The organism is Hymenobacter profundi (assembly GCF_019334315.1).
Taxonomy (GTDB): domain Bacteria; phylum Bacteroidota; class Bacteroidia; order Cytophagales; family Hymenobacteraceae; genus Hymenobacter; species Hymenobacter profundi.
Genome location: NZ_JAHWGL010000093.1, coordinates 1 through 19,529 on the forward strand (window position 1 = coordinate 1; position 19,529 = coordinate 19,529).

General features: G+C 56.3%; 13 protein-coding genes. 5 read left to right on the forward strand and 8 right to left on the reverse strand.

Going from position 1 to position 19,529, the window contains the following annotated elements:
- Positions 1-336: 336 nt before the first annotated feature.
- The 8 genes from ccsA to KYK14_RS17520 all read right to left on the reverse strand — a co-directional run bounded on the left by ccsA (position 337) and on the right by KYK14_RS17520 (position 11,007).
- A complete protein-coding gene (gene ccsA, locus KYK14_RS17485; RefSeq protein ID WP_219160633.1) occupies positions 337-2,934 on the reverse strand; it encodes a cytochrome c biogenesis protein CcsA in 2,598 nt (865 codons plus the stop codon).
- 46 nt (positions 2,935-2,980) lie between these two features.
- Positions 2,981-3,907, reverse strand: coding sequence for a hypothetical protein (locus tag KYK14_RS17490; RefSeq protein WP_219160635.1), 927 nt, complete (start codon positions 3,905-3,907; stop codon positions 2,981-2,983).
- 92 nt (positions 3,908-3,999) lie between these two features.
- Positions 4,000-4,425: a cytochrome c maturation protein CcmE domain-containing protein gene (locus KYK14_RS17495; RefSeq protein ID WP_185282401.1), complete on the reverse strand. Its 426-nt coding sequence runs from the start codon at positions 4,423-4,425 to the stop codon at positions 4,000-4,002.
- Between the two features lie 174 nt (positions 4,426-4,599).
- Positions 4,600-4,788 (reverse strand): CcmD family protein, encoded by a 189-nt coding sequence (locus tag KYK14_RS17500; RefSeq protein WP_343217131.1) that lies wholly within the window; start codon positions 4,786-4,788, stop codon positions 4,600-4,602.
- A gap of 61 nt (positions 4,789-4,849) precedes the next feature.
- Entirely contained in the window at positions 4,850-5,521 is a 672-nt protein-coding gene (locus KYK14_RS17505) for a cytochrome c biogenesis protein (RefSeq protein ID WP_219160637.1), read from the reverse strand.
- A gap of 109 nt (positions 5,522-5,630) precedes the next feature.
- Positions 5,631-6,302, reverse strand: coding sequence for a heme exporter protein CcmB (locus KYK14_RS17510; protein WP_246601907.1), 672 nt, complete (start codon positions 6,300-6,302; stop codon positions 5,631-5,633).
- 166 nt (positions 6,303-6,468) lie between these two features.
- Positions 6,469-9,885 carry a TolB-like translocation protein gene (locus tag KYK14_RS17515; protein ID WP_246601908.1) on the reverse strand — a complete coding sequence of 1,139 codons (3,417 nt, stop codon included), beginning with the start codon at positions 9,883-9,885 and terminating at the stop codon, positions 6,469-6,471.
- A 21-nt stretch (positions 9,886-9,906) separates the two neighbouring features.
- Positions 9,907-11,007, reverse strand: coding sequence for an NAD(P)/FAD-dependent oxidoreductase (locus KYK14_RS17520; RefSeq protein WP_219160639.1), 1,101 nt, complete (start codon positions 11,005-11,007; stop codon positions 9,907-9,909).
- A gap of 144 nt (positions 11,008-11,151) precedes the next feature.
- On the opposite strand from KYK14_RS17520, the gene KYK14_RS17525 reads away from it, so the two are divergent.
- From KYK14_RS17525 to KYK14_RS17545, 5 genes are all read left to right on the forward strand, one after another.
- A complete protein-coding gene (locus tag KYK14_RS17525; protein ID WP_219160641.1) occupies positions 11,152-11,790 on the forward strand; it encodes an MBL fold metallo-hydrolase in 639 nt (212 codons plus the stop codon).
- 132 nt (positions 11,791-11,922) lie between these two features.
- On the forward strand, positions 11,923-12,612 hold the full coding sequence (locus KYK14_RS17530; RefSeq protein WP_219160643.1) for a CDP-alcohol phosphatidyltransferase family protein: 690 nt from the start codon (positions 11,923-11,925) through the stop codon (positions 12,610-12,612).
- Positions 12,613-12,748: 136 nt separating this feature from the next.
- Positions 12,749-16,720, forward strand: a complete 3,972-nt coding sequence (porU, locus tag KYK14_RS17535; RefSeq protein WP_219160645.1) for a type IX secretion system sortase PorU — start codon at positions 12,749-12,751, stop codon at positions 16,718-16,720.
- Between the two features lie 53 nt (positions 16,721-16,773).
- Complete coding sequence (gene porV, locus KYK14_RS17540) at positions 16,774-17,979, forward strand: type IX secretion system outer membrane channel protein PorV (RefSeq protein WP_219160647.1); 1,206 nt, start codon at positions 16,774-16,776, stop codon at positions 17,977-17,979.
- 9 nt (positions 17,980-17,988) lie between these two features.
- The gene (locus tag KYK14_RS17545; RefSeq protein ID WP_219160649.1) at positions 17,989-19,272 is read left to right on the forward strand and encodes a M16 family metallopeptidase; all 1,284 of its coding nucleotides are present in this window, start codon (positions 17,989-17,991) and stop codon (positions 19,270-19,272) included.
- Positions 19,273-19,529 lie beyond the last annotated feature (257 nt).

Here is a 19,529-nt window from a genome sequence, read left to right on the forward strand (position 1 = left end):
GCCATTTGGCTGCCCTTTTTATTGTAGAGTACCTCAAATAGCGGAGCAGCCGCGTAGCGATTTTTTGGGTCTGCAGATGAGTTGATGATTATTACTGATCAGCGCTGTGTAGTGGTATAAAGACTCTACCCATTCTTGCACCGCTATGCGGCGCTTCGTGCGGGCAACGCTATTTTTCTACGAACCTTCCGCCACTACGCGGCTACTTCGCAGCTTGGATTACGGAAATAGCTTCCGTGTATTTTCAGGTCAACATAGGGAAGTGTTGCCACCTGACGCAGAAAAGCCGGACTACCATTAAGGTAGACCGGCTTTTCAGTTCTGGCAAAGCGTGCGTTAAGCCACTTGGCGCGGACGCTGTACGGGCCGTGCCCGTAGTGGGGTGGCCTCGTCGTTGGTCGCGGGTAGGGCGGCGCTGGTGTCGCGACGGCGCTTCACGAAGGCCATGCCGAAGCCTACTGCCATTAGCAGCGTACCGCTCCAGAGCAGGTTGATGAAAGGCTTCTCCATCGCTTTCAGAATGATGTAGTCCTTCTGAGCCGTGCTTACACCGAAGGTGAATTTGCCGGCCGTGGGGTCTACGTTCAAGAACGTGAGGCGCAGGCCCAGGTCTTCCGATTGGTCGGGCACGCGGCCTACCATGCGGTTGCGCACCACAAACATGGGGTGAATATGGTACTGGCGCTTCTCACCGTACACAATGAAGTCACCCTGAATGGCCAAGTCGCCTTCCTTCAGATTTAGACCAGCCGTTTGATGCGCGGGCTCCACGGCACGCAATACCGCAAAGTAGTCGTTGAGGTAGATGGTGTCGCCTACGCTCAGTACGTGCTCCGTTACCTCGCTCCAATCGGGGCCGGTGGTGGGCGGGGTAGCGCTTACGTGCGAATAGATATCGTGGTCCCAGAACTTCTTGATATCAGGCGAGGCAAGCAAGCCGCCCATTTCCTCGTTAGCCTGCGCGCGCGGGAACAGCTCGAAGGTTTTGCCGCTTTCCTTCTCCTTGTACTCCACGCGGTAGTAGGTGTTCTCGGGCAGAATTTCGAGCGTATCGCCGGCCTTGTAATACACTTTGCCGCCGCGCTTCACATCGCCGCGGGCAACGGCTTTATACTCGTCGTCGGTGCGGAAGAGTAGTTCTTTGTTGACGTAGCCAGGCACGCCGGGCACATCAAGATATTGACCGGTATAGCTCACTTCATACGGCCCCATAGGAGCAGCTTCGTTGCGCCACAGCAGCACATTGTCGCGGTTCAGCTCTTCGTTGAATTCCTTGGAATACACTAGGCCCGACACGTTGCCGGAGATGATGTTGGAGTAGCCCGCCGAGGCCAGAATACCCAGCAGCATCAGCGCCACGCCAATATGCGCCACGCCGCCGCCCGACAGGCTCACCTTGCGCCGCAGCAGCGTGAGCACCATGCTTAGGTTGGCCAGCACGCCGAACAGGGCCGCAGTTAGCAGCACGATATACACGGGCTTCATCTCCAGCTTGTTGTAGCGCACCAGCAAAATTACCAGGGCAGCGCCCAGCAGCGTGAGGATGCCCGGCACCGTGAGCGAGTTGGTGAGGCTTTCCTTATCGTTTTTCTGCCACCACATCACCTGCGCCAGCCCCGACAGGAAGACTACGCCTACCCCCATCCACAGCTGAATTTTGGTGTAGTGTCCAATCTGGTCGGCGGGTAGGGCCAGGTTGGATTTGATGCCGATGAAGCCTAAGAAGGCATTATAAACCGGAATACTAGTGGTTACCAGCACCTGAAACGCGCCCAGGCATAGTACCGTAGCTCCCACAAACACCCACAGCTCAGGATTGTAGGTAGTAAGCTCTTTCTCCGAAACCGGAATAGAACGCCAGCGCGCTACCAGCAGCGCCACAGACAGCACCGCGAAAACACCCAGATAAATCAGCAGCTGGCCCGATAGGCCCAGGTCCGTAAAGGAGTGCACCGAGGCGTTGCCCAACACGCCACTACGCGTGAGGAAGGTAGCGTACAGCACCAGCACAAACGTGGCAATGACGAGCACAAACGACGTGCGCAGGCCGGTTTTGCCGCGCTTCCACAAGATAAGGCCGTGCAACGATGCTACTAGCACCAACCACGGAATGTACACGGCATTTTCTACCGGGTCCCAGTTCCAGTAGCCACCGAAGTTTAGTGTTTCGTAGGCCCAGTAGGCACCCATCATCACCCCTACCCCTAGCACCAGACCACCTACCAGCGTCCACCGAATAGCAGGCTGCACCCAGGCGGTCAGCTCGCGCTTCCAGAGGCCGGCCATGGCGTAGGCAAACGGCACCAGTGTGAGAGCAAAGCCCAGGAACAGCGTGGGTGGGTGAATCACCATCCAGTAGTTCTGGAGCAGGGCGTTCAGGCCGGTGCCGTCCTTGGGAATGAAGTTGGGGTCGGTTTTGAAAACCGGAATATCCAGGAAGTCGCGCAGCAAAATAAACGGCGAGGAGCCAATCTTGACGTCGCCAATCACTACCCCCAGAATCATGGAAACCAGGAACAACTGCACGCCCGCAAACACGGCCATCACCGGCGCTTCCCATTTCTTACTGTATCGAATAATGATGAAGCCCAACACTACCTGCCAGAAAATCCAGAGCAGAAATGACCCCTCCTGGCCTTCCCAGAAACAGGAAATCATGTAGTACACCGGCAAGTGGTTGCTACTGTGGCTCCAAGCGTAGTAGTACTCGTAGTGGTGGCCGTGGATAATGGCGAACAAGCTGGCAATAACTGCCAGCACAGCCGCCCCGTGCACGAAGAACGCGCCACGAGCCAGCCGCTGCCAGCCCAGATCGGTAGCGCCCAGCGGCTGGTCTTTGGCCGCCATGTAGTAGGAATAGGCCGCTACGCAGGCCGCCGCAAACGCTACAATGACACTTGCGTGTCCCAGGTCACCGATGAACGTATTTAGCATAAACTGTTTGTTGAAAAGACTTGCTGCGTAGTGCTCGAAAGGTGCTCTACTTCCTTTTTTCAGTGGTAGACAAATGCTTCAGGCGGGCCTGATGCTGCCGTCGTTGCCACTGCATCATGGTTCGGGAGTCTCGCTGCCGGGTGGCAGCTTGCTTCTTGGCGGCAGAGGGCATTCGCTGCACGTAGGCCACCCACTGTTGCTGCAACAGCAGCGGCGGCGCGTTGTTGGGCGCTTCGGCTACTATTTGGTAGAGGTAGCGACCGGGAGCCGTGAGCGTATCGGTATAAGAGTAGCTTTGGTCGCTGCCGCCGTAGGTGGTGCGGCCCACCTCCAACGCTGCCAACGGCTGGCTGCGAAACTCCGCTGCCTCGCGGCGCACCACCTGAAACCGGGTGGTGCTACCCAAGGAGTCGGGTAGGGTCCAGTGCAGCTGTACTACCCTGGCATCGGTGGGCACCGCGCTGCTCAATGAGGGCTCAGCGGCGGCAGGGCGGCCTTGCGGCTGCTGACTGATGGCCAAGGCAAACTGGCAAAAGTCTTTCAGGTAGCCATCCACATCCAGCAAGTAGGGCTGCCCGGCTTGCAGGCTATCCAACATCACAAATACATCGTCCTGGCTGCCCAACGAGGTACAGGACAATACCCGGTAGGTAGCAGGTTGGCAAGGAGTACCCGTAAGCACCACCAACTGCACACCGCGGGTATCACGGCACTTTTGCCCACTGATATTCACGTAGTAACGCCCTGAAACCGAAGGCGTGAACTCAAACCACTGGTCGTTGTGGTACTCGATGCACTTGCCCGTCAGCTTCTCGTCGACGCAGGCCCACTGTACGGTGCAGCTTGTTGTAGTAGACGTTACTTGCTCGTTCAGGCGCAGCACGCGGCGCTTCTCAATGTCATCGTTGGGTACCTGCGCTGTAGCAGTTAAAAATTGAGCGTTGACAATTAAAAAGCAGTAAAAAGAAGCCATACTTATGCGCGGCCAGAAGCGAAGTTTCGCTTCCACTATCCCGCGCATTATCTCTGGCTCACTCCGCATTTCAACTGTTTAATTCTCAACTTTTAATTAACCGACGCCGTGGCGCCTTTAATGTCTTTCTCCACGTATTTAGAGGGGCACTTCAGCAGGATTTTATCGGCTACGAACACGTCGTTGCGCATGGCGCCGGTAATCACTACCTGCTCCGACTTATCAAAATCCTGGGGCTTGGGATTGAAATACACCACGCGTTGAGCGATGCGGTTGGTATCCACCAGGGTGAAAGCAAAGTAGTTGGGGTCGAGGGTAGGGTTGTACTCCAGGCCCATAATCTGCTGGCCACTGCGCGGCAGGCGGCCTACCACGTGCACTTTGGTGTTCTTGCCCTCGGCGGCCAACTCGCGGGCCTCTTTGAACGAAACGTATTGGCTGACATCGGCCGAAGTAGTCATCAGAATACCAATGGCGGCGGCGATAACGGCCAAAATGAGAATATGCGATTTCTTCATGGGTGCAAAAAAGCGGAAGACGCGGCGCTGCCGAAAAGCGACAGCAACTCAGAACAAGAAAGCCGGGTAGAAAAGTCCCCTACCCGTAAAAAGCGTGAGACTAAATCTGTTGCCCGCGGCAAAAGTACGCACGCAATCGGCAACTATTGTGGAAGAGTGCTCGTAAGGGCGCGCCTAGTCGCGCACTTCCTTCTCCAAACGGCTGATTTTGCGGTCCAGCGAAATCAAAAAAAACAGCAGCCCGGCCAATACTACGGCAATAACGGCCACCACCACGTAGATTTTGCCACTCTGGCGCAGGGCGTCAGCCATTTCGGGCTGATCAGCAGTTTGGGCGGCAGCACGTAGTACCGGCAGCAGCAATGCTATGAAGAGAGTTACTATCCGCATCACCCTACCTCTCTTCATCAATCCAAGACCCTTGTTACGCAAGCTGTTTGTCATATACTTTTTGTTTGAGAAAGGCCACGCGGCTAGCCAGTTGCGCCAACCAAAATCCTAATAGCGTCCATCCAATCACGGCGGGATAGAATACCAGACGCATATTGCTGTCCAGGTCGTACTTGGCAAACGCCGGGTTGCCGCCCGCGCCGGGGTGCAACGAGGCCGTCAGGCGCGGCAGGATGAAGAACAGCGGCATGGCCGCCGCAAAGGCGAATATGTTGTAGATAGCCGAAACACGGGCGCGTTGCTGCTCATCCTGGAAAGACGAGCGCAAGACTAGGTAGGCACCATAAATGAGCATGGCAATGGCCGCCCCGTTAAGCTTGGGGTCGTTGGTCCACCATGCACCCCACGTATATTTAGCCCAGATGCTACCCGTAGCTAACCCCACGAACCCCATGTAAATGCCGGTCTTGGCAGCTTCGTGGGAGAGAATATCCAACTGGGGGGTAGGAGCGCGCAGGTAGCGCACCGAGTAATAGACCGAAGCCGTGAGCACCGCCGTCATCCCAAACCACATAGGCACGTGGAAGTAGAGGTTACGAATGCTCTCGTTGAGAATTGCCAGCCGGGGCACCGGCATCAGCAGGCCCGCCGCCGCCACGTATAGCAGCAGCACCACGGCCAGACCTTTCCACCAATTGTTTTTCATAAGCTACTTGCTGCTATACCCGAAGGCCGCAGTCTTTGGTGAACGAAGAGAAACAGTATACAAATTCCGGACAGTCAACATTAATTCTGCATGAAAAGCTGGGCACGAATCAGGAGCGCCACAGGAACGGGAAAAGCAGGTAGGAAACAGCTCCTACAATCATATTCAGCGCTACCAGTGTGAGTAAAGAGCTACGGCTAGCGTCGAACTCCAGCCCATCCAATGCATTTTTGGAAACTTTGATGAGCAGTAGCAGCATCGGAATCATTAAGGGAAAGCCCAGAATGGCCATGAGCGTATGGCTGTTAGTGGCCTTAGCCGCAATGCCCGATACCAGCGTGAGTGTGGAGGCAAATCCAATGGCCCCTAGCGCCATATTCAACAAAAACAGCGGCACATCCTGCACCGGGTTGCCCAGCATCAACGCATAGAGCGCAAACCCTACCCCACCGAGCCCCAACAGGAGCAGCACGTTGTAGCCGATTTTAGCCAGAATCACAGCCTGCGGGCGCACTAGCGCATAATAGTAGAGCTGCCGGCCGCGGCTTTCCTGCAAGAATCCTTTGGCTACGGCATTCACGGCCGTGAACAGCAGGATAATCCAGAACAACGCATTCCAGGCGGGAGCGGGCAACTCCCCCCCCCGCAAGGCAAAGCTGATGTAGCACACGAATACCGTGCTGCCCACGTACAGCAACATGCCGCTGAGGGTAGCACGCTGCCGCCATTCCAGACGAAAGTCTTTCTGCATCAGATAGCCAATCTCACGAACGAGCTGCATGGGAAGCGGGGTAGAAAACGGACCACAAAGATACGGCACGCGAACTTAGGGTAGGCAGGTCCATCGTCATCAAAGATGCTAGTTGCTTCTGACCTGCCCTAAAAACAACAGCCGCCACGATATGTCGCGGCGGCTGTTCCATCAAATTATTGCTTGTGCCAGGGTTTTAGAAATCGTACCCCAGCGTGAAGTAGAATTTCGGTCCCGAACGGTTGTAGTCCTCCTGCCCCCAGGCCACATCGGCTTTGCCATAGAAACCCAGGATGGTGGTGCGAATACCGCCGCCGTAGCCAATCAGCAGCGGATTGCCGAAGGTGGTAACCGTACCGGAAAAGGCGTTACCGTTTCCGCCGAAGGGCTGCGTATTATAGGAGTTGTTGGTGTTGAAAGGATTGACGCCAGAATAAGCCGAACCACCATCTACAAAACCCGTTAGTTGCAGATTGCGGAAGAAGCCAGAGTAAATGGGCTTGTTGGAGAGGTACTGAATGATGGGTACGCGCAGTTCGGTGTTGAACAGAATGTATTTCGGACCGTTGCGCTTACTGTAGTTGAAACCTCGTAGGTTCGTCACGAACTGCTGGTAGAACAGCTGGGTAGGGTCGTAGTTAGAAGAAGCAACGGTGGAGGGTTGCAGGCGCTGGGTTTGAGGCAGCGCTGGGTCGTTCTCGAATTTGTTGTTCAACCAATTGTCCATACCACCCAAACGGTATACCGACTGCGCCGGGCCGAAGAACTGCCCGTGGCTCACGCGCGTCGCCCAAATAATGGACCGGTGAATTTTCTGGTAGTGGCGCAAATCCACGTACAGATTACTCAAATTCAGGTCGTTATTATCCATGCTGGTCATCTTCTGGTAGCCTATCTTCATGCGTGTGCCTTGCAGCATGTTCACGCCCGTAGCAATGGCATTGTCGAAGATCAACTCGCCGTTGAAGCCCAAGTAGTTCCGGTTGACATCTGCCTCACCGGGCAGGTCGTTCAGCACCAAGCGACTAATGTTCACGTAGCTCGGACCACCGCGCACGCTCAGGTTGTGCGTGAGGGGGTAGGCAATAGTAGGCGCAATTTCGTGCCGACCGTAGCGCGTCAGGTAGTTCGACAGATCCGGCACGTTCAGGAAATACGCCTGCTTCTGATACCGAATGCTCCAGTCATAGCGATGCGTCAGGTTGGTGTACTCCGCATACATATTACTGGTTTTCAGATCAGTAAGCGCGAAGATACTGGCCCGTATCCGGTGGTTCTCGAACAGGTCCGACATATTGGCCTGCCCAATCAAGCCAAAGCCCAGTAGCGGGTCCACGTACAGCGACGACACCACGTTGTCGATGCTGAAACGGTTGTCGTAGCGGTAGGGGCCGTTGATAGCCAATGCATTGGCTGGTGGCGGGGTTGGGGCGGCCGTCAGGGCCTTGGTTGTAGCCGAGGGGGTGCGACGACGCTGTGCGGTATTGTTGCGAGCCGTCGACATCGGAATATCCTCGTCGAACTTATAATCACTCACGTTCACCTGCTGGGTGCGGCGCGGTGCCGTGGAGCTTGGCGTAGCAACCACCGGAGCCGTCGTCTGGGTTGTATCGGGCGTGGCAGCGGGGGTCGTTACGGCCAGCGTAGAGTCGGTAGTAGCCGGCGTGGGGGCCGGGGCGGGGCGGCGCACGGCAGACGGCGTTACCGGCCGGCGCACAGGGGCCGGCTTGGGGCGCGAGCGGTCTTCCAACGTTTCCTGGCGCGCCGTTCTGTAGAGCTTCACGCCCTCAGGCAGCGGGTAGTTGGGATAAAGAAACACCGCGTCGCGGGCACGGTCGGTGGTAACGAAGCCCAACGCGTTGGTTGTGGCGTTGTAGTCGAAGCTGCGGATATCAACCGGAAAACTGGTTACGGCCGTGCGCTGCCGGGTAGCCAGATTCAGCCGATACACGCTCCGAATCCCGCTTTCTTCCCCTAGATACAAGACTTCAGAATCGGAAATAGCGCGGGGAGTGCCTTCGTTGGAGATGGTGCTGACCAATGACTCCATTGGCCGGGGCCGACCATCGAGGTGGTACAGAAACAGGTCGTAATTATTGACTACAGAGCTGAAATCGCCCCGCGCCGTGCCCGTGCTATCGAGCCAACGGTTGGAGCTGAACACAATGCCCTCGCCATTGGGTAGGAAGGTAGGCTCCACATCATCGAACACATCGTCGGTCAGCTTTTCGGGCCGCCGGCTACCAGCGCGCAGCAAGTACAGATCGTTCTGCCCATCGCGGGCGGCACTGAATACCAACGATTTGCCATCGGGCGAGTAGGCCAGGCTCATCACCTGCGTAAACTGCCGAAAAATGGACTCATCCTTCCGCCGGAAGGGTAAGGCATCGAGCAGGCGCTCCAAGGTGTTGGCGAAGCCACTACCACCGGCTTGCCGTAGGCGCAGGGTCATGTACCCTTTGTCCATCTCGGCCACGGCTACTTGGTTGTTGCCGCGCCACGCCAGCACCGGCAGGCGCGTTTCCACTTGTTGATCGGGCGTGCGGTAGCCGTTGCGGTGAATCACGTCGCGGTGCGAGCCGTCGCGGTTCACCACTATCACGCGGTAGCGCCCGCCCTCATTGGCCACATAAGCCAAGCGTTGGCCGTTGGGACTGAGCACTGGCTGCGAGTAAATTACCGACTTGCGGTTGTTGCGCGAGGTCAGTTGCGCCTGCTCATTCAGCGGCACAAAAGCCGTCTGGGGCTGGGCATTCAGTTGGCGATAATATTGCAGCCAGTCGCGCAGAAAAATCTTGTACGGCACGTTCAGCGACGAGCTGATGCCTACCTCCACATCGCGCGTAATACGCGTGAGGTTCAAAATGTTCTGAATAGTGGTGTAGCCGTAGCGCTCCGCGATGTAGTTCCAGATGCTTTGGCCGGCCAGTTGGGGGTTGCGCAGGAAGAATGGTGCCGTGCGCGTGCCCTCGTATTGCTGGGTCATGTCGCGCATGTAGTTGTCCATGTCCACGCTCCAGCCCTCGGCGGCGTAGGCCGAAGCCCCACCGATAAACCAGTCGGGCAGTTGCAGCAGGTAGGTGCTTTGCAGCACTTCTTTCAGCGAGCCGCCGTACATCATGTCGTTGAGCAGCACGCGGGTTACCTGGTAGCTCACGTCGCGCTTAAACTGCGTTTGCTGGCCCTGGTAGGCAATCTGCACCTTGGTCATGCGCAGCAGCGAGGTTTCGCCACCCATCTGGTACTTATCCTGATCTAGCCCAATGTTGCTCTGCCGCAGGTCGCCCACGGAGTTATAGAGCATGATGGTGGTTTTGGAATAGGGGTAATAGCCGATGAGCGAGGTGATGCGCTGCAACTCTTTCTCGGCGTACTCAGCGGCGCGGCGGGCTGCAATTTCACCCCCAGCGTAATAGTAAACGTTGAAGTTCTGGGTGCTCAGCTGCATCCAGTCGAACCGCTTGTATTGCAGGCGCACCCGCCCAAATGGTTCCTGTGCGGTTTGCGCCACGGCAGCGGAGGGGGCCACCCAGAAAGAACCCGATAACAGCAGCACAGCAAGTCCCAGCAACCGGCCTACCCGGCGGGGTAACAGTAAGGAGTAGTGCTTCATATAGGAACCAGAAAGAAGAGTTCAGGAAGAAAAAGCAGCGGCCACCGGAGCGGCTTTATACAACGCGTGATATCGGGAAATATTGACCTCCGGCCACAGGTCGGAGGCACTATTTTCCAAGTAATTAGCCAGCTGGTCGGCCAGCCCCGGCGCCAGCAGTACGCCTTTGGAGCCGAAACCGTTAAATATACTTAAAATAGGCAGTCCGGGGTGCCGCCCCAGCAAGGGTTTTCGGTCGCGCACGGCGGGGCGTACGCCGGCACGTTGCGCCGTGATGGTAAAGGGTAGGGTAGTCATGTCGGCGAGGCGCTGGCTTAGCTCGGCCGTGGCTTCCGGCGTGATGCCCTCCGCAAACGGCGGCCAGCGGTAGGTAGCTCCTACCCGGAAATGCCCCTCGCCCAGCGGCACCACGTAGGCGCCTTTGTTGAGCACCTGCCCGTCGGGTAGGCCGGGACACGCCACGTCCAGCACTTCGCCTTGGTTGGGCGTGAGCGGCAGCCAGTTGAAATACGGATTCTGAACGGCTCCTACCCCCTCGCAGCACACCACTTGCCGGGCCCGTACCTGGCCGGGTGCGTAGGTAGCGCCGTCGGCATCAAACACCAGCTGCGACCATTCGAATACTTCCTGACGCAGCCAGCCCTGAGCCAGCGCTTCCTGAGCCAGCATAGCCAGCAGCTCGCGCAGCCGCACGTAGCCGCCGTGCTGAATCTGGATGCCGCCGAACTCCTGCCGCACGCCCGCCAGCGGGGGCAGGGCGCCGGTTACCTCCGTCACGTAATGCCGCCAGGGCGCATCGGCGCTACGGGCCACTACCGTATTCTGCTCCGCCACCGACGAAAACAGCTTTTGGATAGGCGCTTGAATGAAAAACGTTTCGCCATAGTGCTGCTCCATTGCCTGATAGAAAGCCGTAGCGGCGGGTAGCAACTCGTCTATTTTCCAGGCCAGCGCGAAACGCTTGCCGGCCACAGGATTAATCAGCCCGGCCGCTACCTTAGAGGCCGAATTGGGATGGCCGGGGTCGTAGACCAGCACCGTGCGGCCGCGCCGGCGCAGAGTGTGGGCCAGAGTAGCCCCCGCCAGGCCGTGCCCAATCAGCAGGTAGTCGTAGGTTGTCATGCAGGGGTAAAGTAACGCGAAATTGCCGGCGTTGGGTACGGGTGGTTGCCCACAACAAGCCGCGGCGGGCTTCGGTTCGCGTCAACTCTCGTAACTTACCTCCCCAATTTCATCCAGCGCGTGCTGGTTTCTTTTCTTTACTTTATGCTAGTTGCCGGCTTCACCTTTAATGCCTTTTCGGAGAATACCTATCTGCTCATTGATGAAGCCACCCGCCAGTGCGCCATCGTAGACCCCGGCTGCTACGACCGCGCCGAGCAGCAGGCGCTACGCGAGTACATCGAGGCCGAAAAACTACAGGTAGTACTGCTGCTGAACACCCACGCCCACATCGACCACGTGCTGGGCAATCAGTTCGTCATCGACACGTATAAAGTCCCCTACCTGCTGCACGAGGCCGATTTGCCCGTACTGCGCGCCGTGCCTACCTACGCGGCCAACTACGGCTTTCCGGCCTACTCCCCCGCCGAGCCCACGGGCACGCTCACGCCCGACAAAGCAGTACGCATTGGCGAAACCGAGCTGGAAGTGCGCTTTGCGCCGGGCCACGCCCCCGGACACGTGGTGTTCTACCACGCCCCTACCCACACCGTCATCGGCGGCGACGTGCTGTTCCAGGGAAGCATTGGCCGCACCGATTTGCCTGGCGGCAACCATGCTACGCTTCTGCAAAGCATTCGCACGCAGTTGCTTACCCTGCCCAACGAAACGGTAGTGTACCCCGGCCACGGCCCCGCCACTACCATCGGTGCCGAGCGCCAATCCAATCCGTTTCTGCAATAAAGGACTTGTTTGAATGTTATTCCGAGCGCAGTGAGAAATCTCGCTTGAGAATACTTTCTATCTACCGTCAGCACGCGAGATTTCTCACTGCGTTCGAAATGACGCTCAGACAAGCCCTTAAGACCCTCCTATATGAAAAGACATATTCCCAACGCGGTTACCTGTCTCAACCTGTTTTCCGGCTGCTTGGCCGTTAGTCAGATTTTTGCCGGGCGGTTGGACTTGGCGGCCTACTTCGTAGCCCTGGCGGCGGCGTTTGACTTTGCCGATGGTCTACTGGCCCGTGCCCTGCACGTGTCGTCGCCGATTGGCAAAGACCTTGACTCGCTGGCCGATATGGTATCGTTTGGGGTAGTGCCAGGCGCCATGCTGATGCAGCTGCTGGTACGCGGCGGCACAGACTTGCCCGACTGGCTGCCCTACCTGGGTTTTATCGTGACAGTGTTTTCGGCCCTGCGCCTAGCCAAGTTCAACAACGACACCCGCCAGAGCGATTCCTTTATTGGTCTGCCTACCCCCGCGTGCACGCTGGTAGTGGCCTCTCTCCCCCTCATCCTCCTCGACGACCGATTTAACCTAGCGCACCTGATTCTTAATCCGTGGGTGCTGCTGGTACTTACGGCTGTGCTGTCGGGCTTGCTGGTGGCCGAGCTGCCGCTGTTCGCGCTTAAGTTCAAGCACTTTAGGTGGTCGGGTAATGCGCTGCGGTTTGTATTTTTGGGTTTGGCGGTAGTATTGCTTTTTCTCTTACAAGCCGCCGCCGTACCGCTTGTCATTTTGCTATACGTTGTGCTGTCCGTAGCACGGCCAGCGCGAAGCTGAGCCTACTCTATATACAGTGCAATATTCCTGCGGCGCGGCTGTTATCCTTATTGCCTGCATTGCCCACTAAACTGAGTAAGTGGCAGGTGTGTTTCACGTGCGCTTTTCTTCTACTGTTACCTACGCCGCTCTTTATTTGATTCGAACTTCTATGCGCTTCCCTACTTCGCTTTTGCTCGCGTGCCTGCTGGTATTGGTTGCCTTAGTGCCGAGCCAAGCGCAGACGGTTCTCTCGCAGCAACTTGCCTGGCAAGGCTACACTACGCTCACTAGCCCCAACGGCCAGGAGCGCCGCGTGCCTACCTTTCGGGGCGCCACGTATGAGCCAGGGGCCCGAGCAGGGTTGTATACCCTGCGCATCAATGGCCGAGTGAGTGAAGGGCAGATGGAAAACGCGATGTATGAGGCTTTCGCCGCTACCGATGCGCGTGCTCTTGAAGGCGCCACGTTTCCCGCAGGCCCTACCCTCCGATTTGGTATGGCCAACCGCCAGCCCATCACTTATGTAGATTTGCCCGCTGTGCGCCGCAACGCCCAATCGGGCCAGGTAGAGAAGCTGATTTCGTTTGACTACCGCTATGTGCTCGGTGGAGCGGGTACTACTGCCAATCGGCCGTCACGCACCCAGCGCAATCATACCTCAGCTTCTGTGCTTCGCCAAGGCGTATGGTATAAGATTGGGGTCCCTGAAAGTGGTGTGTATAAGCTTGATAAAGCAGCACTGACTTCCTTAGGCATCAGCGTGCAAAGCACCGATCCACGCCGGATTCAGGTGTTTGGCAATGCGGCCGGCGGCATGTTGCCCCAGCTCAATGGCGCCCCCCGCCCCGCCGACTTAGAAGAACTAGCACTCGGGTTCGTGGGCAATGCCGACGCAGTTTTTGACGACAACGAATACCTGACGTTTTACTCCCGCGGTCCGCACGTGTGGGAGCGAGACCCCATGGCCCCTACCCCGCGCTTTCGCCACGTGCAGCATCTGTATACCGACACAGCCTACTATTTCGTGACGGTAGGCACTGGTGCGGGACGGCGTCTCACCACGGCCACCACCGCGGCCGCGCCCACTGCCACCATCACCACCTTCGCCCACCGAGACTACTACGAGCACGATATTGTCAACATTCAGAAGTCGGGGCGGCAGTGGTTAGGCGAACCGTTGGAAGGAGGCACGTTGGAAGTTCCGTTTACAGTGCCAAACGCAGTGCTGGGCGCAGCAGTGCAGCTCACATCGTCGGTGGCCGCCTCTAGCCTTAGCGCAAGCACGGTACAGTTGGCCCTAAACGGACAGAACGCCGGTACACAATCCATTTTGGGTCGCTCGGCATCCTCCTACCCCGAGCGCGCCAATACGGCCCTCACAACGTTGGCTATCACCCCAACCTCTTTGGCGGCCGATACGCGCGTGCGGTACACCTTCAGTAGCACTGATGGGAGTGCCCGCGCCTGGCTCGACTACGTAGAGCTGAACACCCAGCGCCAGCTGCGCTACGTGGGCAGTGGCCGTCAGCTTGATTTTCGCTCTTTCAGCAACATCGCGCCGCAGGCAGTTAGCCGCTTTACTGTTGACAATGTGGGTAGCGCCACGGTGTGGGAAGTGACGCATCCGGAGCGCCCCGTGGCCTACCCGCTCAGCAGCGGCAGCTTCGTAGCACCCACCGATTCGCTACGCGAGTTTGTGGCCTGGCAAGAGGCTGACCTATATACGCCGCGCCTGTTTGGGCGGGTAGGCAACCAAAACCTGCACGCCCTCAACCTCGACGGCAAAACGGATCTAGTGATTGTCACACACCCACTGTTTCTGAGCGAAGCCGAGCGCCTAGCTGCCCACCGCCGAACGCACGATGGCCTCACGGTGCAGGTAGTCACCACCGCGCAGGTCTACAACGAGTACAGCTCTGGCGGGCAGGATATCACCGCCATCCGCGACCTGATGAAGCAGGTCTACGACCGTACCGCCAGCGGCAAACAACTCTACTTGCTGCTATTTGGTGATGCCTCGTTTGATTATAAATCAGACCCGACCAATGACCTCACCAAGGTTCCTACTTGGTGGAAGTCGCGCTACTACCTTGAGCCTCGTACGCTGAACGTCACTAACCCCACGCCCGATCGGGCCAATCAGAATTACGTGCCGGTGTACGAGTCCCGCGAGTCGTTTGCCGTAGTGGCGCCCCGCAGCGGGCAGCAAGGAGTTACGTTTTCCACCGACGACTATTTTGGCTTGCTCGATGATGATGAAGGCGAGTTGAGCGAAAGCTACTCGGCCACAGATGAACTGATGGACATTGGGGTAGGACGCTTGCCGGTGCGGGTCTCTTCTGGTACGAACACGGCTGCTCTCACTGTCAACAAGCTGATTCGTTACGACGACCCAACCACCTACGGCAAGTGGCGCAACCGCCTCACCTTTGTGGCCGATGATGGCGACTATAACCTGCACACGCTTTACTCAGCCGAGCCACTGGCCAATGCACTGGTCGCCAACCAGCCGGCCTACAACGTGCACAAGGTCTACCTCGACATGTACCCGCAAATTGCGGCGTCGGCTGGGCAAAGCTCGCCGGCGTGCATGCAGGCCATTGATGAGTCGCTGGAACAGGGCACGCTCATCATGAATTACAGCGGCCATGGCGGCCCCGAAGGCTGGGCCGATGAGCGGATTTTAACTCGCTCGTCTATTCAAGCACTCCAAAACAGTCAGCGCCTCGCTTTCCTGCTCACCGCTACCTGCGACTTCAGCACCTACGACGACCCCGACCGTACCTCGGCTGGCGAAGAGATGCTAACCAATGTTGAAGGCGGCGCCGTGGGCCTGCTGACCACTACCCGCCTAGTGTTTTCCAACAACAACCAGGCCTTGGCTGAGTCCTTCTACGCGGCAGCTTTCACACCCATTAACGGCGTCCTACCCCGCATGGGAGACATTCTGGCTGAAACCAAAAATAACAGCGTCCGCTCGGTCTACAACCGCAATTTTTCTTTCCTGGGCGACCCGTCTGGCCGCCTCGCCTACCCCGAGCAAACCGTAACCCTACGCAGCATCAACGGCAATGCCTTCACTACCACTCCCACCGACACGCTTAAATCGCTGTCGCGGGTGCAATTGGTAGGCGATGTGCGCGTGGGCGGAGTCGTTAATGCTAGCTTCAACGGCACCACGCGCGTAACAGTGTTCGAGAAACCCGAAACCATCCGCACGCTCGGCAGCGAGCCTACCGATGGCCCACAGCCGATTCAGGTACAGGAAAATATCTTATATGATGGACAGGCAACCGTGCGCAACGGGCAATTCTCCCTACGCTTCGTGGTTCCAAAGGATATCAACTACAATTACGGCTTGGGCAAAATCAGCTTCTACGCTGCCGATTCTGTACGCCGTATAGATGCCCACGGCGCCACCCGCACCGTAGTAGGTGGCCTCGATGCCACGGCTGCCCTGGATACTATTCCACCTACCATTCGGCTGTTCATGGACAACGAGTCGTTTGTGTTTGGTGGCCTTACGGGCACCTCCCCTACCCTGCTGGCCAACCTAACCGATTCCAGTGGCATCAACACAGCCGGCTCGGGTATCGGCCACGAAATCACGGCTACCCTCGATGGCGACGCCAGCAAACTGGTTATCCTCAACGATTTTTACACGGCCGATGTCGACAAGTTTCAGTCCGGCAAGGTGCGCTACTTGTTTAAAGAACTGAGCACGGGTCCGCACTTGCTACGTCTCAAGGCCTGGGATACATTCAACAACTCCGGCGAAAAAGAAATTGAGTTTATTGCAGCCAGTACCGAGAAACTAGCCTTGCAACACGTCCTCAATTATCCCAATCCTTTTTCGCAGAATACCACCTTCCATTTCGACCACAACCGCACCGGCGATGAGCTAGACATTCAGGTACAGATTTTTACGGTATCGGGGAAGTTGGTGCGTACTTTGCGAACCACCGTGTTCGGTAGCGAGTCGCACTTAGCTGCGCTCTCCTGGGATGGTCGCGACGAATATAATGACCAACTTGCGCGCGGTGTATACGTGTACCGCGTGAGTGTACGTTCTATGCGCGACCGTGCCACCGCTTCAAAGTTTGAAAAGCTGGTTATCCTCAATTAAGCTCTTTTCCACTCTGTTTTCACTTCCTTACCGGCTCACTTCTCCTCTTCTGTATGTCATCTAAGTCTAAGACGCCCTTGCGCTTCTTTTTACTGTCAGGTTTGCTGGGCTTGGCAGGCACGGCTACTGCCCAGTTGAATCCCAATAAAACCATCACGACGGCAGTGCCGGTTCTTACCCTAAGCCCTGATTCACGTTCTGCGGCTCTAGGCGATGCCGGGGTAGCGCTCAGCCCCGATGCTAATGCGGCCTACTACAATGCTGGTAAGCTCGGTTTTGTGCCTTTCAACTACAGCGTTTCTCCGTCCTACTCTCCTTGGCTGCGTGGCATCACCGATGATATGGGCATTGCGCATCTCTCCGGTTACGCACGCCTTAATCCACGGGCAGCTATATCAGGCTCTCTGTCTTATTTCGATTTAGGCCAAGTACAATTCCGGGACGCGAACAATGGCGATTTAGGTAACTACAACCCAAAGGAATATGCCGTTTCAGTTGCTTATGGTCAGAAGCTGAGCGACAACTTCGGTGTGGGTATTTCGGCACGCTTTATTCGTTCCAACCTTACTGGCGATGGTTTCGACGCCCGTCCTGCCAACGCAGCCGCCGTTGATTTGGGTGCCTACTACAACAAAGATCTAACGATTGGTGCCGGACAATACAACTTGGGATTAGGTGGTGCTATTAGCAACATCGGCAACAAAATCACCTATACCAACGCTACGCAAGCAGACTTTTTGCCAACTAACTTGAAGCTAGGCGCTGCCCTGACGCGTGAATTGGACGCGTATAACAAGATTACGTTCACAATTGATGCTAATAAGCTACTTGTTCCATCGCCCTACTACATACAAGGCGACACAATAACTGCACTAGGCCAACCTAGCATAGGTAAACGCATCAACCAAGTAAACGCAGATCGTCGCGCAAAAGGAGTTGTAGGCGGCATGCTTAGCTCGTTTACAGATGCTCCTGGCGGTTTAAAAGAAGAGTTACAGGAAATCCGTCTTTCTGCCGGTGTCGAATACTGGTACAACGATTTGCTGGCAGCGCGAGTAGGCTACATGTACGAAAACGAAGAAAAGGGCAACCGGAAATATTTGAGCTTCGGCTTAGGCATCCGCTACCAGGTTTTTGGTGTTGATGGCGCTTATTTGGTTCCAAACAGTAACCAGAACCCCCTTGCTCAAACTATTCGCGTATCCTTACACTTTAACTTCAATAAGGCCGAAGAAGCTTTCGGCCCATCCAACAACTAACCCGCTTTCATGCTCGACCGTACCGTCGCTCCTCCCGTTCAGCCGCTGGCCAGTGTAACGCTGCCCGCGGCTGACGTGCTTTCGCTCCCCAATGGAGCTCGCCTGCACGTTCTGCGTAACAGCGCTCAACCTGTCGTACGCCTGCAAATCGTTTTCCCGGCTGGTAAGTGGTATGAATCTGGTCCCAGCGTCTCGTTGCTAACGGCTCGTATGCTGCTAGAAGGTACGCGCACACGCACTGCCCGCCAAATAGCCGATACGGTGGCTTTTTACGGCGCTTCACTGGAGTGTGAGCAAGGTTTCGACCGCGCCACTCTCACGCTGTATTGCCTTACCCGCCACCTCGAGCAGTTACTACCGCTTGTACTAGATGTTGCAACGGAAGCGGCTTTCCCTGAGCCGGAATTCGACTTATTGAAAACACGCACTATTCAAAATGTGCGTATTGAACGTCAAAAGAACGGCTACCTTGCCAGTGAGCGTTTTTCGAGCAATCTATATGGATCCGCATATCCATACGGCGTCACGTTTGATGAGGAACTGTTCCAAAAGATTCCTGTAGAAGCGGTACAAACTTTTTACCAAACAGCTTACCGCATGCCAGCCGCTGAGTTGTTTGTTTGCGGTGATGTAAGCAGTACTCAGCAACAACTGATTGCCGATTTGTTTGGACAGGTTCAAGCGCAAGCAGATGCTCCTATTACAGTTGCTTCTCTGTCGCCTGTTTCTTCCCCCTTACAAGATCAAGTAGTAGTTGCCGATAGCCTACAGTCCTCTCTGCGCATTGGCCGCCTTTGGGTTCCTCCTACCCACCCAGACTATCATCCTCTACAGGTATTGGTCAAGGTGCTAGGTGGCTATTTTGGCTCTCGCCTAATGAAGAATATTCGGGAAGACAAAGGCTTCACATACGGCATCCATGCCAGTGTCAGCCTTAGGGAACACGCCACAAGCCTCGTCATTGGCACTGACGTGAATGCAGCAAGTACAGAAGCGGCTATTAAAGAAATACGATATGAGCTAACTCAGCTTCAACAAGAGCTAATTCTTACAGAAGAACTACAAACCGTCAAGAACTACATGATTGGGAAGTTCGCGAATGAGCTAAGTACAGTTTTTGAGCAATGCGATAAATACAAATCATTAGTATTCCTCAATCTGCCAACCACATATTATGCAGATTTCTTGAACAACATAAATACAGTTAATGACGATCAACTTCGTGTGCTAGCCCAAAAGTATCTCTCTCCTGAAGAAATGATTGAGGTAGTAGCTGGACCAGCTATATATTAGCTCTATCCACACGAGATAAAAGCTCGAGATCCATGTGGCTTTCGGGCTTTTATCTCGTGTGGATAGAGCTAATATATAGCTTCCGTGCAGCCCCCGGTTTTAGCAGGAGGCGAGGGTATAAACGAGGGAGGCCCCGGCCGCATCCCCGTGTGAGGGGACGCAGGGCCGGGGCCTCGCTGCTGATAAGTTGGCGGCGACCTACTCTCCCGCCGGTGAAGGCAGTACCATGGGCGCTCCGGGGCTTAACGACTCTGTTC